The organism is Bacteroides helcogenes P 36-108 (assembly GCF_000186225.1).
GTDB lineage: Bacteria > Bacteroidota > Bacteroidia > Bacteroidales > Bacteroidaceae > Bacteroides > Bacteroides helcogenes.
Genome location: NC_014933.1, coordinates 3,762,441 through 3,778,726 on the forward strand (window position 1 = coordinate 3,762,441; position 16,286 = coordinate 3,778,726).

General features: G+C 44.7%; 9 protein-coding genes, 3 tRNA genes, 3 rRNA genes and 1 pseudogene. 9 read left to right on the forward strand and 7 right to left on the reverse strand.

Translation table 11 applies throughout. The features are described 5' to 3' along the window. Positions 1 to 40: 40 nt before the first annotated feature. The 5 genes from rrf to BACHE_RS15650 all read right to left on the reverse strand — a co-directional run bounded on the left by rrf (position 41) and on the right by BACHE_RS15650 (position 5,132). Positions 41 to 151 (reverse strand): 5S ribosomal RNA (gene rrf / locus BACHE_RS15630). Between the two features lie 86 nt (positions 152 to 237). Next, positions 238 to 3,117 (reverse strand): 23S ribosomal RNA (locus BACHE_RS15635). Between the two features lie 96 nt (positions 3,118 to 3,213). Then, a tRNA-Ala gene (locus BACHE_RS15640) sits at positions 3,214 to 3,287 on the reverse strand. 83 nt (positions 3,288 to 3,370) lie between these two features. After that, a tRNA-Ile gene (locus BACHE_RS15645) sits at positions 3,371 to 3,444 on the reverse strand. A gap of 163 nt (positions 3,445 to 3,607) precedes the next feature. Then, positions 3,608 to 5,132, reverse strand: a 16S ribosomal RNA gene (locus BACHE_RS15650). Together the 16S, 23S and 5S rRNA genes with 2 tRNA genes alongside form the textbook arrangement of a ribosomal RNA operon. 997 nt (positions 5,133 to 6,129) lie before the next feature. Here BACHE_RS15650 and sppA point away from each other — a divergent pair. The 7 genes from sppA (at position 6,130) to BACHE_RS15690 (ending at position 12,945) form a co-directional block, all read left to right on the forward strand. Next, complete coding sequence (sppA, locus tag BACHE_RS15660) at positions 6,130 to 7,905, forward strand: signal peptide peptidase SppA (protein ID WP_013548686.1); 1,776 nt, start codon at positions 6,130 to 6,132, stop codon at positions 7,903 to 7,905. Then, entirely contained in the window at positions 7,905 to 9,035 is a 1,131-nt protein-coding gene (gene lpxK, locus BACHE_RS15665; protein ID WP_013548687.1) for a tetraacyldisaccharide 4'-kinase, read from the forward strand. Before sppA ends, lpxK begins: the two co-directional genes overlap by 1 nt. Beyond that, positions 8,974 to 9,783, forward strand: coding sequence for a purine-nucleoside phosphorylase (locus tag BACHE_RS15670; RefSeq protein WP_013548688.1), 810 nt, complete (start codon positions 8,974 to 8,976; stop codon positions 9,781 to 9,783). Before lpxK ends, BACHE_RS15670 begins: the two co-directional genes overlap by 62 nt. A 3-nt stretch (positions 9,784 to 9,786) precedes the next feature. Beyond that, a complete protein-coding gene (gene thiL / locus BACHE_RS15675) occupies positions 9,787 to 10,860 on the forward strand; it encodes a thiamine-phosphate kinase (RefSeq protein ID WP_013548689.1) in 1,074 nt (357 codons plus the stop codon). Between the two features lie 161 nt (positions 10,861 to 11,021). Then, positions 11,022 to 11,094, forward strand: a tRNA-Phe gene (locus tag BACHE_RS15680). Between the two features lie 242 nt (positions 11,095 to 11,336). Further along, complete coding sequence (locus tag BACHE_RS15685; RefSeq protein ID WP_013548690.1) at positions 11,337 to 12,569, forward strand: site-specific integrase; 1,233 nt, start codon at positions 11,337 to 11,339, stop codon at positions 12,567 to 12,569. Between the two features lies 1 nt (position 12,570). Then, positions 12,571 to 12,945: a virulence RhuM family protein gene (locus BACHE_RS15690; RefSeq protein ID WP_013548691.1), complete on the forward strand. Its 375-nt coding sequence runs from the start codon at positions 12,571 to 12,573 to the stop codon at positions 12,943 to 12,945. 250 nt (positions 12,946 to 13,195) lie between these two features. Here BACHE_RS15690 and BACHE_RS15695 read toward each other — a convergent pair. Both BACHE_RS15695 and BACHE_RS15700 read right to left on the reverse strand, forming a co-directional pair. Further along, positions 13,196 to 13,500: pseudogene (locus tag BACHE_RS15695) on the reverse strand (helix-turn-helix domain-containing protein). 34 nt (positions 13,501 to 13,534) lie between these two features. Continuing rightward, complete coding sequence (locus BACHE_RS15700) at positions 13,535 to 13,846, reverse strand: helix-turn-helix domain-containing protein (RefSeq protein ID WP_013548692.1); 312 nt, start codon at positions 13,844 to 13,846, stop codon at positions 13,535 to 13,537. Between the two features lie 382 nt (positions 13,847 to 14,228). On the opposite strand from BACHE_RS15700, the gene BACHE_RS16725 reads away from it, so the two are divergent. Beyond that, positions 14,229 to 14,765, forward strand: coding sequence for a DUF3408 domain-containing protein (locus tag BACHE_RS16725; RefSeq protein WP_013548693.1), 537 nt, complete (start codon positions 14,229 to 14,231; stop codon positions 14,763 to 14,765). A 300-nt stretch (positions 14,766 to 15,065) separates the two neighbouring features. Next, a complete protein-coding gene (locus tag BACHE_RS15710; protein WP_013548694.1) occupies positions 15,066 to 16,268 on the forward strand; it encodes a site-specific integrase in 1,203 nt (400 codons plus the stop codon). The last annotated feature ends 18 nt before the right edge of the window (positions 16,269 to 16,286 follow it).

A 16,286-nucleotide genomic window follows, 5' to 3' on the forward strand; every position in this document is an offset into this window, starting at 1 on the left:
AAAGCCCCCGCATTCTTTCCGGAATACGGGGGCTTCTCTAAAACGGCGACTACCTACTCTCCCACTGTTACGCAGTACCATCGGCGTGACCGGGCTTAACTTCTCTGTTCGGAATGGGAAGAGGTGGAACCCCGGTGCTGTAGTCACCTGAATAAGGCAGACATGATGCAAAAAGTAAAGTCATGCGTAATTAATCATTACGATATGCTGAACGTATATATCCCCCATACTACGGAAGACAAAAAGTCAACGGGCAATTAGTAATGCTCGGCTGTGACATCGCTGCCTGTACACCTGCATCCTATCAACGTCATAGTCTTTGACGACCCTGAGAAATCTAATCTTGTGGCTGGCTTCGTACTTAGATGCTTTCAGCACTTATCCAATCCCGACTTAGATACCCGGCAATGCACCTGGCGGCACAACCGGTAAACCAGAGGTCAGTCCAACACGGTCCTCTCGTACTAGTGTCAGAGCCACGCAAATTTCATACGCCCACGATAGATAGAGACCGAACTGTCTCACGACGTTCTGAACCCAGCTCGCGTGCCACTTTAATGGGCGAACAGCCCAACCCTTGGGACCTTCTCCAGCCCCAGGATGTGACGAGCCGACATCGAGGTGCCAAACCCCTCCGTCGATATGAGCTCTTGGGAGGGATCAGCCTGTTATCCCCGGAGTACCTTTTATCCTTTGAGCGATGTCCCTTCCATACGGAAACACCGGATCACTATGCTCTAGTTTCCTACCTGATCGACTTGTCAGTCTCCCAGTCAAGCGCCCTTATGCCATTACACTCTGCCGACGGTTACCAATCGTCGTGAGGGCACCTTTAGAAGCCTCCGTTACACTTTTGGAGGCGACCACCCCAGTCAAACTACCCACCAAACAGTGTCCCCGCATCAGCGGGTTAGAACTCAAATAATCAAAGGGCCGTATTTCAACAGCGGCTCCACAAATACTGGCGTACCTGATTCAAAGCCTCCGGCCTATCCTACACATCAATCACCCAAATTCAATGTTAAGCTATAGTAAAGGTTCACGGGGTCTTTTCGTCCCATCGCGGGTAATCGGCATCTTCACCGATACTACAATTTCACTGAGCTCACGGTTGAGACAGCGTCCAGATCATTACACCATTCGTGCAGGTCGGAACTTACCCGACAAGGAATTTCGCTACCTTAGGACCGTTATAGTTACGGCCGCCGTTTACTGGGGCTTCAATTCAATGCTTCTCTTGCGATGACATCTCCTCTTAACCTTCCAGCACCGGGCAGGTGTCAGGCTATATACCTCATGTTTCCATTTCGCATAGCCCTGTGTTTTTGTTAAACAGTTGCCTGGACCTATTCTCTGCGCCTCACATTGCTGTGAGGACCCTTTATCCCGAAGTTACAGGGTCAATTTGCCTAGTTCCTTAACCGTGATTCACTCAAGCGCCTTAGTATATTCAACCCGACTACGTGTGTCCGTTTACGGTACGGGTACCAACAGGATGAAGTTTAGCGGATTTTCTCGGGAGTATGATTACATGCGCTATCGGATTGTTCGAAGAACGCTCCGTACTGTCAGGTTCGACTCTTGCACCGGATTTGCCTGGCACAATCAACATCTACACCCTTCAACCATCTATTCCGTCAGATGGCGGCATTGTCACTGCTCCGTCTCCACGTCACTCCTGAAGGTAGTACCGGAATATTAACCGGTTCTGCCATCGGCCTCGCCGTTCGGCTGAGCCTTAGGACCCGACTGACCCTGATCCGATTAGCGTTGATCAGGAAACCTTAGTCTTTCGGCGAGGGGGTTTCCCACCCCCTTTATCGTTACTTATACCTACATTTGCTTTTCCACACGCTCCAGAAGGGCTCACGCCCCGCCTTCAACGCCGAGTGGAATGCTCCCCTACCGATGATTTCTCATCCCAAAGCTTCGGTAGAACACTTATGCCCGATTATTATCCACGCCAAACTCCTCGACTAGTGAGCTGTTACGCACTCTTTAAATGAATGGCTGCTTCCAAGCCAACATCCTAGCTGTCTTAGCAATCTGACTTCGTTAGTTCAACTTAGTGTTCATTTCGGGACCTTAGCTGTTGGTCCGGATTGTTCTCCTTTAGGACATGGACCTTAGCACCCATGCCCTCACTCCTGACATAGAACTGGTACGCATTCGGAGTTTGTCAAGACTTGATAGGCGGTGAAGCCCTCGCATCTTATCAGTCGCTCTACCTCATACCAGTATAAGTCAAGGCTGCACCTAAATGCATTTCGGGGAGTACGAGCTATCTCCAAGTTTGATTAGCCTTTCACCCCCACCCTCAGGTCATCCAGAAGCTTTTCAACGCTTATTGGTTCGGTCCTCCAGATGGTGTTACCCATCCTTCAACCTGCCCAAGGGTAGATCACTTGGTTTCGCGTCTACTCCTTCCGACTATACGCCCTATTAAGACTCGCTTTCGCTTCGGATACGCGACTGAGTCGCTTAACCTCGCCGGAAAAAGTAACTCGTAGGTTCATTATGCAAAAGGCACGCCGTCACACCAAAAGGTGCTCCGACCGCTTGTAGGCGCATGGTTTCAGGAACTATTTCACTCTTCTGTTCGAAGTGCTTTTCACCTTTCCCTCACGGTACTGGTTCACTATCGGTCTCTCGGGAGTATTTAGCCTTACCGGATGGTCCCGGCAGATTCACGCAGAATTCCTCGTGCTCCGCGCTACTCAGGATACCACTAAGGTTCGGTCGGCTTCGTGTACCGGGTTGTCACCGTCTATGACTGAACTTTCCAGATCATTCCACTCACCAACTTTCGTCCCACGACGTGGTCCTACAACCCCATACATGCCGTAACATGTATGGTTTGGGCTGTTCCCCGTTCGCTCGCCACTACTGGGGGAATCATTATTTATTTTCTGTTCCTGCAGGTACTAAGATGTTTCAGTTCCCTGCGTTAGCCTTCTGCTATGCAGAATGGTTAGTCTTCAACTAACCGGGTTGTCCCATTCGGAAATCTCCGGATCAAAGGTCATTTGCACCTACCCGAAGCTTATCGCAGCTTATCACGTCCTTCATCGCCTCCGAGAGCCAAGGCATCCGCCATGCGCCCTTGCTTACTTTTTGTCTTACCGATCACGTATGGTCGATATATACTTTCAGCTCTTACTTTACTTTTTTCGTTACATCATGTCAAAGATCATCTTCCAAATGAATGGAATGTGGAGAATAACGGATTCGAACCGTTGACCCCCTGCGTGCAAAGCAGGTGCTCTAGCCAGCTGAGCTAATCCCCCGTTTTTTAGTTGAAAGTGGAAAGTGGAAAGATGAAAGTTACAATAACCATCAACTTTGAACTGTCAACTTCTAACTCTTTACGTAGTCCCAGGCAGAGTTGAACTGCCGACCTCTACATTATCAGTGTAGCGCTCTAACCAACTGAGCTATAGGACTGTCGAGTTCAACCTCGCCTTACGGCTCGGCTTCTTCTTTCTCATTATATCATAATAAACAAGTACGCGTAGTACAAAGAGGTTCTGATGTCAGTATCACTGAAAGAACCAACTTTTAATAGTGTCAATCATTGAAGATTGGCGTAACGTGAGCGTCGCTCCAGAAAGGAGGTGTTCCAGCCGCACCTTCCGGTACGGCTACCTTGTTACGACTTAGCCCCAATCACCAGTTTTACCCTAGGGCGCTCCTCGCGGTTACGCACTTCAGGTACCCCCGGCTTTCATGGCTTGACGGGCGGTGTGTACAAGGCCCGGGAACGTATTCACCGCGCCGTGGCTGATGCGCGATTACTAGCGAATCCAGCTTCGTGGAGTCGGGTTGCAGACTCCAGTCCGAACTGAGAGAGGTTTTTGGGATTAGCATCACATCGCTGTGTAGCTGCCTTCTGTACCCCCCATTGTAACACGTGTGTAGCCCCGGACGTAAGGGCCGTGCTGATTTGACGTCATCCCAACCTTCCTCACATCTTACGACGGCAGTCTCCATAGAGTCCCCAGCATTGCCTGATGGTAACTATAGATAAGGGTTGCGCTCGTTATGGCACTTAAGCCGACACCTCACGGCACGAGCTGACGACAACCATGCAGCACCTTCACTAATGCCTTGCGGCTATGACGTTTCCGCCATATTCATTAGCAATTCAAGCCCGGGTAAGGTTCCTCGCGTATCATCGAATTAAACCACATGTTCCTCCGCTTGTGCGGGCCCCCGTCAATTCCTTTGAGTTTCACCGTTGCCGGCGTACTCCCCAGGTGGAATACTTAACGCTTTCGCTTGGCCGCTGACTGTGTATCGCCAACAGCGAGTATTCATCGTTTACTGTGCGGACTACCAGGGTATCTAATCCTGTTTGATACCCGCACTTTCGAGCATGAACGTCAGTTACAGTCCAGCAGGCTGCCTTCGCAATCGGAGTTCTTCGTGATATCTAAGCATTTCACCGCTACACCACGAATTCCGCCTGCCTATACTGCACTCAAGAGCCCCAGTATCAACTGCAATTTTACGGTTGAGCCGCAAACTTTCACAACTGACTTAAGACCCCGTCTGCGCTCCCTTTAAACCCAATAAATCCGGATAACGCTCGGATCCTCCGTATTACCGCGGCTGCTGGCACGGAGTTAGCCGATCCTTATTCATAAGGTACATGCAAAAGGCCACACGTGGCCCGTTTTATTCCCTTATAAAAGAAGTTTACAACCCATAGGGCAGTCATCCTTCACGCTACTTGGCTGGTTCAGGCTCCCGCCCATTGACCAATATTCCTCACTGCTGCCTCCCGTAGGAGTTTGGACCGTGTCTCAGTTCCAATGTGGGGGACCTTCCTCTCAGAACCCCTATCCATCGATGCCTTGGTGGGCCGTTACCCCGCCAACAAGCTAATGGAACGCATCCCCATCTTCCACCGAAATTCTTTAACTGAAAAAGGATGACCTCTTTCAGTGCCATCGGGCATTAATCTTTCTTTCGAAAGGCTATTCCCGAGTGGAAGGCAGGTTGGATACGTGTTACTCACCCGTGCGCCGGTCGCCATCTGTCATATTGCTATGACAATGCTGCCCCTCGACTTGCATGTGTTAAGCCTGTAGCTAGCGTTCATCCTGAGCCAGGATCAAACTCTTCATTGTAAAAGTATTGTCAATCGGCATTGCTGCCGGTCTTTGCTCTGTTCAGGACGCTCGGTTTATTAAAAGTTTATCTTTACCTATATATTATAAGTATTGACGGTTCTTTCATTATACCCAAGACACTCGTCTTTATAAAAAAAGTCAAGTGCCTTGCTCTTGTACTACTTGTATTGTTTATGTAAATCTGTTCAAAGATCGCTTGTTTCAAATCGGCTTTCTTTAGGAAAGCGGATGCAAAGGTAAGAACTTTTAAGTATATGCTCCAAATATTTCTGAAGTTTTTTTCTTTTTTTTCTTTCTCCTCGTCGTCTCTCTTTGCGAAAGGGAGGGGAAAGGGAAAAAGGGACTGCCCTCATGATCCGTCTCTCTCAGAATGTCAATCTCAAGGCTCCCCGTCTCTTGGAAAGCGGGTGCAAAAGTAGAGATTTTACAAACACGAAACAAATATATCCAAACCTTTTTCTAAAGTTTTTTTCAATACAATACCTAACAGGCTGATTGACAAAGGAAGAGGGAAGACATGGTTTTATGCCGATGGAAAAGGAAGATTAAAAAAGAAGAAGGGGACACATTATATATATAAAGCGGGCGAAGAGCGGAGACTATGACGGGAAGGATGGATGCCGAGGAGTGAAGACTAAAATAGCATGTTATAGGGCGTCTAATAATGGGCCTAAAACTTTTTTACATTGCAACTGCTTAACAGTAGTAAGGGGGAAAAAAAGATAGGCAAACGAAAAACTAATGAGTAATTTTGAGATAAAATGCTATTATCTCAGTGAAAAATACTAATTTTGTAGCAAAAGCAATTAAAAGGTATAGGGCCACAGGGAAAATGTTATGTAAAGGCTGAGCCTTAATGCGCCTATTTCAATTATAAAAAAAACGATATTCATGTGACAAACAGAAAAACATTGAGACTGATAGCATAAATATCAACCTTATTTATTTATATTTATTAGCTTGAAAAGTTAGCATATCAAAAAAAATAAAGACAATGAAAGATTTTCTAAAATTTACGCTTGCCACCATAACCGGTATCATAGTATCAAGCATCATTTTGTTTTTCATCAGTATTCTGGTATTTTTCAGCATAGTATCATCCTCTGATTCAGAGACACAAGTACGCAAAAACTCCATTATGATGCTTGATCTGAACGGCATGTTGGCAGAACGCACTCAAGAAAATCCGTTCGATTTTCTATTGGGTGATGAATACAACACTTACGGACTGGATGACATCCTCTCCTCCATCAAAAAAGCCAAGGAAAATGCTGACATCAAAGGTATCTACATACAGGCATGTTCATTGGGAGGAGCAAGTTTCGCATCTTTGGAAGAAATTCGGAATTCCCTGAAAGATTTCAAAGAATCGGGTAAGTTCATCGTAGCTTATGGTGACACTTATACACAAAGCTTGTATTATTTGTCGAGCATAGCAGACAAGGTGCTGCTCAATCCCAAAGGTGCCGTTGAATGGAAAGGGCTCGCTGCCTCGCCGATGTTCTTCAAAGATTTGCTGGGAAAAATCGGTGTGGAAATGCAAATTTTTAAGGTAGGTACATATAAATCGGCAGTGGAGCCGTTTATCTCCACTGAAATGAGTCCTGCCAACCGCGAACAGGTAAATGCATACCTCGCTTCCATTTGGAAACAGATAATGGGTGATGTAGCTACTTCACGCAAAATAAGCGTTGATTCATTGAATGCCGCCGCCAACAGCATGCTGATGTTCTATCCTGCTGAGAGATGTGTAAAAGCAGGTCTGGCCGACACTTTAATATATAAGAATGATGTGCGGAACTATTTGAAAACTATGGCGGGTATCGAAGAAAATGACAAAATGCCGGTGCTGAGTCTCAAGAATATGGTAAACATAAAGAAAAATGTTCCCAAAGACAAAAGCGGAAATGTAATTGCAATATATTATGCGTATGGTGAGATTGATGGAGGAAGCTCCTCTACTTTAACCGGCGAAGAAGGCATCAATTCAGAGAAAGTCATTAAAGATCTGCGCAAACTGAAGGATGACAAAGATGTGAAAGCTGTTGTGCTACGCGTAAATTCACCGGGCGGAAGTGCATACGGCTCCGAACAAATTTGGTATGCCGTCAGTGAACTGAAGAAAAAGAAACCTGTCATCGTGTCTATGGGTGACTATGCTGCATCGGGTGGTTACTATATCTCGTGCAATGCCGATACTATCGTTGCCGAACCGACTACTCTGACCGGTTCTATCGGCATCTTCGGCATGTTCCCCAACGCAAAGGGATTGGCAGACAAAATTGGTATAAGTTTTGATGTTGTGAAGACCAACCGATATTCGGATTTCGGCATGATTACCCGCCCTATGAATGAAGGAGAAAAGGGGCTGCTCCAAATGTATATAAATCAGGGATACGACACTTTCCTGGCGCGTTGCTCCGAGGGCCGCGGCATCAGTAAGGAAGAATTGGATAAAATAGCTCAAGGTCGTGTATGGACAGGAAGCAAAGCCAAAGAATTAGGATTAGTTGACGAACTGGGCGGCATAGACAGGGCGCTGGAAATCGCCATTGCCAAAGCAGGAACAGACACATACACCATAATGAGTTATCCGAAGAAAGAGAACTTCCTTGAAAGTTTTATGAATTCCAATCCTGGTAACTATATCAAGGCACATCTGCTGAACAGCAAAGTAGGTGAAATGTACAAACAATTCAGCATACTTGACAACTTTGACAGGTGCGACCGCCTGCAAGCGCGAGTACCTTTTGAACTTAACATTCAATAATGGAAGAGAACTTTATCAAGATACATCATTGGTTATATCCCCTATCCTGGCTTTACGGAATAGGAGTACGCCTGCGCAACAAACTCTTTGACTGGGGATGGCTCCGGTCAAAGAGTTTTGACGTTCCTATAATATGCGTGGGTAACCTTGCCGTGGGCGGAACAGGTAAGACCCCCCATACAGAGTATCTAATAAAAATCCTGCAAAATGCTGGCATGAATGTCGCCACATTGAGTCGTGGCTACAAGCGAAACAGCAAAGGATATATATTGGCAGACAACCAAAGCAACGCCATACTGATAGGTGATGAACCGTACCAAATAAAAAGTAAATTCCCCAATATACAGGTGGCCGTAGATGAGGACCGGTGTCACGGCATCGAACAACTGTTAAAATTGGAAAAGCCGGTTGTTGATGTCATCTTATTGGACGATGCCTTTCAACACCGTTATGTAAAACCGGGAATGAGCATTTTACTCACAGATTTTCACCGGCTGCTGTGCGATGACAGCCTGCTCCCCGCCGGAAGACTACGCGAACCGGCAAGCGGCAAAATCCGGGCACAAATTGTCATAGTCACCAAATGTCCGGACGATATCAAGCCTATAGACTTCAATATCATTGCCAAGCGGCTACACCTATATCCATACCAACAACTGTATTTTTCACGATTCCGCTACGGCACACTACGACCGCTGTTCTCTGAAAAGGCCGACAGTCGTAAAACTCTCTCTTCCTTAAGAGAAAACGAACAAGTGCTATTAGTTACAGGCATCGCCTCTCCCACCTCGTTGGTAAAAGAAATGGAGTCTTACACCACGCATGTCAAACTGCTGGCATTTGACGATCATCATGATTTTAGCCATAAAGACCTGCAACAGATAAAAGGACAATTCATGCAAATGAAAGAAGGAGCACGTCTGATTATCACGACAGAAAAAGATGCAGCAAGATTAAAGTTCCATCCGGCACTCGACGAAATACTAAAGCCTTATATCTATGTGCTACCAATAGAAATAGAATTTTTACAAAATCAACAACATATATTTAACCAAAACATTACTGGCTATGTTAGAACGAATTCAAGAAACCGCATCTTTCCTGAAAGGAAAGATGCACACACATCCTGAGACTGCAATTATTCTGGGAACCGGGCTTGGCAGCCTTGCCGGCGAAATCACCGAGAAGTATGAAATAAAGTATGAAGACATTCCCAATTTTCCCATCTCCACTGTCGAAGGACACTGTGGAAAACTGATCTTCGGCAAACTGGGCAATAAAGACATTCTGGCAATGCAAGGGCGTTTTCATTATTATGAAGGTTATTCCATGAAGGAAGTCACTTTTCCGGTACGCGTAATGCAAGAACTTGGCATCAAAACTCTGTTTGTATCCAATGCCAGCGGCGGAACCAATCCAGACTTCGAAATCGGTGACCTGATGATTATTACTGACCACATCAACTACTTTCCGGAACATCCGCTTCGTGGCAAAAACATTCCATACGGTCCCCGTTTTCCGGACATGAGCGAGGCATACGATAAGGAGCTTATCCGCAAAGCCGATGCCATAGCTGCAGAAAAAGGCATCAAAGTGCAACACGGAGTGTATATCGGCACTCAAGGGCCTACGTTTGAAACTCCTGCAGAATACAAGTTGTTCCACATTCTGGGAGCTGATGCAGTGGGAATGTCCACCGTACCCGAAGTAATCGTTGCAAATCATTGTGGCATCAAAGTGTTTGGTGTATCCGTAATCACCGACTTGGGAGTAGAAGGCAAGATCGTAGAAGTCTCCCATGAAGAAGTACAGAAAGCAGCAGACGAAGCGCAACCAAGGATGGCCGAGATTATGAGAGAACTGATTAACAATGTATAAAAAATGATTAGTAGAACAGAAATAGCGACCCTCGGCGAGTTCGGATTGATACGCCGCCTCACCGAAGGGATGAAACTAAAAAACAAATCAAGTCAATACGGTATCGGTGACGACGCTGCTGTCCTTTCATATCCAGCAAACAAGGAAGTTCTTGTCACTACCGATCTGCTATTGGAAGGCGTACACTTCGACCTGATCTATGTCCCCCTCAAGCATTTGGGATATAAATCGGCAATAGTCAATTTTTCCGATATTTATGCCATGAATGGAATTCCCCAGCAAATTACCGTTTCACTGGGATTATCCAAACGATTCAGCATAGAAGACATGGAAGAATTGTATGCTGGCATTCGGTTGGCGTGCGAAGAATACAATGTGGATATTGTTGGCGGAGACACATCTTCTTCTTATACAGGACTGACTATCAGCATTACCTGCATCGGTGAGGGCGAAAAGGGGAAAGTAGTCTATCGCAATGGAGCCAGAGAAACCGACCTTATCTGCGTAACCGGCGATCTTGGTGCAGCTTATATGGGATTGCAACTTCTGGAACGCGAAAAGTCTGTTCTTCGCAGAGTTGACAAAGAGCTGCAACCTGATTTTGCAGGCAAAGAGTATCTTCTGGAACGCCAACTAAAACCGGAAGCACGCCGTGACATCATTGAAAAATTAGCTGAAGAAGGCATAAAGCCTACCGCCATGATGGATGTTTCAGATGGTCTTTCCTCCGAACTTCTACATATTTGCACTCAAAGTAATGTCGGTTGCCGCATTTATGAAGAGCATATCCCCATCGACTACCAAACAGCAGTCATGGCAGAGGAGTTCAACATGAACCTTACAACTTGTGCCCTCAATGGCGGCGAAGATTATGAACTGCTATTCACTGTACCTATTGCAGATCATGAAAAAGTTTCTGAAATGGAAGGGGTCAAACTCATTGGCCATATCACCAAACCAGATCTAGGCTGTGCCTTGATTACCCGTGATGGGCAAGAATTTGAGTTGAAGGCACAGGGATGGAATCCATTAAAAGAAGAATCTCATGCCACCGAAAAATCGGAAGAAAGCAAGTAAAAGAAACCGAAAAACAAAATAAGAATATTTTTTTCTGTTTTCTCTAAAGTTATAAATGCTGATAATTAGCTCAATAGGCTTTTATCAGCGTTTTTTATCCTCCACCCCCTTGTATAGTCCGAAACTTTCACTACCTTTGTAACCGAAAAAGAGACAAACATGGTGCCATAGCTCAGTTGGTAGAGCAAAGGACTGAAAATCCTTGTGTCCCCGGTTCGATTCCTGGTGGCACCACTTCAAAGAAAAGCAAAAAGCAGTAAACTCCTGATTTCCACACGAAATCGGGAGTTTTTGTTTTCCGGCTATAAGCAAAAAATAACGGAATGCTACCGTTTTCGGTGTTCCAATAGGTGGAGCAGAAAAGGTGGAGCTAAAATCTCCACCGATAGCGGTTGCTTCTCGCTGATTTGCAATATTTTGCGTATAAAGAGAACGTTGATGATTCCTTAATTTTGTCCCACTAAAAAACAAGGAAGATGGAAAGAAATTCATTCAGCGTGCTTTTCTTCATAAAGAAAACCAAACTATTAAAAAACGGAGAGGCATCCGTATGTATGCGTATCACTGTAAATGGTGTACGTGTCGAGAACAATATCCGTATGAGTATTGAGCCTGCATCATGGAATCAGGCGAAGGAGTGTGCACGCGGCAAGAACCGCAAGGCACAGGAGCTTAATTCCTACATAGAGGAAGCGCGAATAAGACTTCATAGACTGTGCTCGAATATGGAGGAACAGAAACAACCTGTTACGGCAAGGCTCCTGCAAGAAAAATTCTTCAGACAGAACGAGAAACCAGAAGAAATCCGTACCATAATCGGAACAATGACGGAACACAACGAGCAATGCCGTGCACTTGTAGGAAAGGACTATGCCCTTATTACCGTCCGCAGATATGACAACTGTAAAAAGTATCTGAATGAGGTTATCAGATATAAGTATGCAAAGGATGACTTACCTTTAACGGAGGTAAACGGCGAGTTGGTACGAGCCTTTGAATTCTATCTGAAGACAGAAAGAGAATGCCAACAAAATACAGTCATACGCTATATGAAATGCTTAAAGAAAATAATCAACTTAGCTTTGTCAAATGAATGGATAACAAAAAATCCATTTCTCGGCATCAAGTTCCATGAGAAGGAGGTAATACGTGAATTCCTTACAATAGATGAGCTTATGAGAATTTACAATAAGGAGTTTGAGTTAGATCGTATAACATTGGTTAGGGATGTATTCATATTTGCAGCCTTTACAGGTCTTGCATTCATTGATGTACAACAACTATCTGCCGAACATATCATAAAGGACAATAATGGGCACTACTGGATTCGTAAGGCACGCCAGAAGACCAACAACATGTGTAACATACCATTACTTGATATTCCGATGCAGATATTGAATAAGTACAGTAATAATCCACAATGCCTAAAGAAGCAAGTGCTCCTTCCTGTTCCATGCAATCAGAAGATGAACAGCTACCTTAAAGAGATCGCCGATCTGTGCAATATCAACAAGCGGATGAGCACTCACACCGCCCGGCATTCCTATGCTACTTCTGTATGCTTAGCCAACGGAGTAAGCATCGAGAATGTAGCCAAGATGCTCGGTCATTCCAATATAAAGATGACGCAGCACTATGCAAAGGTTATGGACAGTTCAATCCTCAAGGATATGATGAATGTAAAATCTGCACTTTCAAAAGTCATATGATATGGAAAGAGGTATTATAACAATGAGCGAGGCAGGTACGGTAACTATACCGAAGACAACGGTATGGATGACCAAGTTCGAGATAGCAGATATGTTCGGGGTGTTCTCCGGCGACATACGCAAGGCTATACTTGCAATTTACAGGAACAAGGAACTGGACGAGAGCGAGACAATACTGTATGTAAGACAGCCCAATGGTGTAAGCCTTGACGCATACAGCATTGAGATGGTCATTGCAATCGCTTTCAGAATACGGAGCAGTGGTAGCATCCGCTTTCGGAAGTTCATAACCGACAGGATGTGTTCAAGAAACGGTAATCCATCCGTTTCTCTGTTCATTCCATGCGGAAACAAGTCCAACCCGTGGTACAACTGAATTTCCATTCCGCCAGCCATCCATTCCCGAAGCACGGATGCAAAGGTAGCGTGTGGCAGGATTGACAGCCACACACTCATCGGGCATCCGGCAGCGGGAACGAACGACTGACGGAAAATCATAAAATGCCGGAGGCGGCATACAGACTGGCTTATATCTCAGCCCGACTGTATGCCGCCCATTTCTTGTTTCTGCCCATTGCTTGCGCAAAGACGGATGGCAGACGGCAAACTTCACTCTTTCAAGAAAATCACGTGCCCGTCATCCTGAAAGCCTTGCGGTAGCCGTCCTGCAATATCCGCTCTATATCGCTCTCACGGTAGAGTATCTTTCCACCGAGCTGGATATAGGGCATATATCCTCCGTTACGGTAATCTTGCAGAGTTCTTCGGCTTACCTTCAACCTCTCGGACACCTCCCTGTCGGAAAAAAACGTTCACCGCCCAGTGTCGGGCGGTAGCCTTTCGTCATACATTCCACTCTGCCGAGCATCTGCTCAAGGTTCTTGAAGAATCGGATTATTCTCTCGTTGTCGTTTGTAATGAGTTCATTCATCATTCTTTGGATTTTAGTGGTTATTGTTGATTTTTTAGATGCTCTTTCCCTTGAATCTTGCCTCCTTGCGTCTGTCCTCCACGGTTGAGACAATACGTTTTACATCTTCGGGCAGATAATAGGTCTTGTGGCTTATCTGCGAGTATGCCAGCGTTCCGTTGTCGCGGAGTGTCTGCAAGGTTCTCGGACTGATGTTCAGCATACGGCACACGTCCTGATTGTCGAGCCATCCGCTCATCCCTTTCTCGTTGTGGCGCTCGCAAAGATGCTCCATGCGATGGACGAAGCCCTCAAACCTCGCCATCATCTCTTCAAATGTTCCTTTCTCAATTGATACAATTTTCATATCGGTCTGTTTTTACTGTTATTATTCGTTTTTACGCTGCAAAGAAAAGGTATTGTTTACAGAGGACAATGCAAAATACGGAAGTGGCAGCTTGCTGCGTCGGTATGGCAGTGTTTGTCCGGTTCAGCATCAAAAAGAGGTATATTTTCCCATAGGACAGCATCTGTAATAAGAATGGTGCAGTCTTATTGGCATTGCAACTATTGTGCAATTCGGTGCAGTTTTCACTGCCGACCTATCGGGCAAAAAGGCAATACAGTACAGACCGTACCATAAAAATCCAATCGTTTGAGCGGACGGAAACAAGGCATTTACTTTGCAGACGATAATCGTTCCGATCAACAAATCGGGACAATAGTATTAATTCAATAAACATAGTATTATGGCTAAAAATGTAAAGAAACTGACATCGGAAGAGGAACTGGAGTTCAACCAGTATTTGCGTGATTCATCTTCGTTCGGTTCAAAAACAAGAAACTTCATCAATGCCACTGTAGGCGATGAAACAAGTGAAGAAAACGAAACAACCGCAACAAGTATGGCTGGAGATGCCAATGTAGCGACCGAACAGGATGCAGCAGATGTGACAAGTGAAACCATTGAACAGGACGACAAACAGACAGAACAGGCAGACATACCGACTGACCGGTCAGTGCGCCTACCATCGACAAAAAGACAGAGCGGCAAGCAAGTGAGGTACGCACTTGACGAATACCGTACGAATTTCCTGCAAGTCCCAAGAATCCATAACCGAAAGACGGTCTTCATCAGCGGCGACCTCCGTGACAGTCTGGACGAGGTGGTAAGAAGACTCGGAGGCAGGGGAATGAGCGTGTCGGGATTCATAGAGAACATGGCTCGCCAGCATCTGAAATCATTCGACGAGGATTACCAGCAATGGCTGTGGCGAAAGTTCTGATTCTATCCGGTATGATAAGAATATCTACCCGACAGGCTTTCCCGATTATATCCGGTTACATGAAATAATGATTCAATCGGCAATCCGATTTCAGGAGGATTCTTGTGTTCTCCAGAACACAGCAAGATGTCTTTTCAGCAACTCAAAACATTTTGAGTTGCTCGAAAAGCTCTTGCCCTTGCAGGGAGCTTGGTTGCCTCTCCGAAGTCGGGCAACCTTTCTAACCTATGGTGTAAGACCGCTTAATTGCGGTTTATATTACGCAAAAAATAAATAATTAAGTAAGAAATTTGATTTTATATGGCATCAATCAAAGTTAAATATCGTTCGTCCACCCAAGAGGGAAAGGAAGGAACTATCTATTATCAGGTTATTCATAATCGCATAACCCGTCAGATTAAAACTAAATACCGCCTTTCAGTGGATGAATGGAACGAAGTAACAGCTACATTATTCATACCGCCCAATAGTCGTTATTGTAAACTGTTATCAGTCAAAGAACGCATAGAATGGGATGTTAAACGTGTGGAAAATATTATAAAGCAATTGGAAAATAGACACGTAATTTATACGGCAGATGATATTGTCACCATATTCTACAAGCAATCTGACGGACAATCATTTTTCAATTTTATGCGTGATGTCATTGCGATATTAACGCAGATGAACAAGCACAGAACATCAGAGACATATAAAGCTGCATTGAAGAGTTTTATGACTTTCCGTGAAAACAAGGATCTCCTGATTGATGAAGTGAATTCAGATTTGATGCAGCTATACGAGGCTTATCTGCATAACAGAGGAGTAACCGAAAATAGTAGTTCCTTCTATATGCGTATACTAAGAGCTGTATATAATCGGGCTGTCGAAAAAGAGTTAACATCACAAAAGTTTCCATTCAGACATGTATATACAGGGATAAGTAAGACTATAAAGAGAGCTATTTCCTTTGAGTCAATTAAAGATATTAAGAGCCTTGATTTAACATTGAATCCAGCTTTTGATTTTGCCCGTGATATGTTTATGTTCTCGTTCTATACTCGTGGTATGTCATTCATAGACATTGCATACTTAAAGAAAGGAGATATTAATAACGGTATATTGACATATCGCAGGCGGAAGACGAAACAACAATTGTTCATCAAATGGGAGAAATGTATGCAGGATATAGTTGATAAATATGCTATAAATAAGACCAGTCCTTACTTATTGCCAATCCTTAAATATCCAAATGAAAGTCGAAGCCAATACAGAAATACACATTTCAGGATAAACAAGAATTTGAAAGAGATAGCTAAACTATTGAATATTTCGACATCCTTAACCTTATATGTAGCCCGACATTCGTGGGCTAGTATCGCCAAGAGTAAGAACATTCCTCTTTCTGTTATTAGTGAGGGCATGGGGCATGATTCTGAAACTACCACACAAATTTACTTAGCCTCTTTAGATAGCTCTGTAATAGACAAAGCGAACTCATTTATATTAAAAGATTTATTGTAGTCTGTTTAGTGAAAACAA

Excerpts from the sequence above, each read along its gene's own strand:
- sppA (WP_013548686.1), top strand. The coding sequence starts at position 6,130 with ATGAAAGATTTTCTAAAATTTACGCTTGCCACCATAACCGGTATCATA.
- lpxK (WP_013548687.1), top strand. The coding sequence starts at position 7,905 with ATGGAAGAGAACTTTATCAAGATACATCATTGGTTATATCCCCTATCC.
- BACHE_RS15670 (WP_013548688.1), top strand. The coding sequence starts at position 8,974 with ATGTTAGAACGAATTCAAGAAACCGCATCTTTCCTGAAAGGAAAGATG.
- thiL (WP_013548689.1), top strand. The coding sequence starts at position 9,787 with ATGATTAGTAGAACAGAAATAGCGACCCTCGGCGAGTTCGGATTGATA.
- BACHE_RS15685 (WP_013548690.1), top strand. The coding sequence starts at position 11,337 with ATGGAAAGAAATTCATTCAGCGTGCTTTTCTTCATAAAGAAAACCAAA.
- BACHE_RS15690 (WP_013548691.1), top strand. The coding sequence starts at position 12,571 with ATGGAAAGAGGTATTATAACAATGAGCGAGGCAGGTACGGTAACTATA.
- BACHE_RS15700 (WP_013548692.1), bottom strand. The coding sequence starts at position 13,846 with ATGAAAATTGTATCAATTGAGAAAGGAACATTTGAAGAGATGATGGCG.
- BACHE_RS16725 (WP_013548693.1), top strand. The coding sequence starts at position 14,229 with ATGGCTAAAAATGTAAAGAAACTGACATCGGAAGAGGAACTGGAGTTC.
- BACHE_RS15710 (WP_013548694.1), top strand. The coding sequence starts at position 15,066 with ATGGCATCAATCAAAGTTAAATATCGTTCGTCCACCCAAGAGGGAAAG.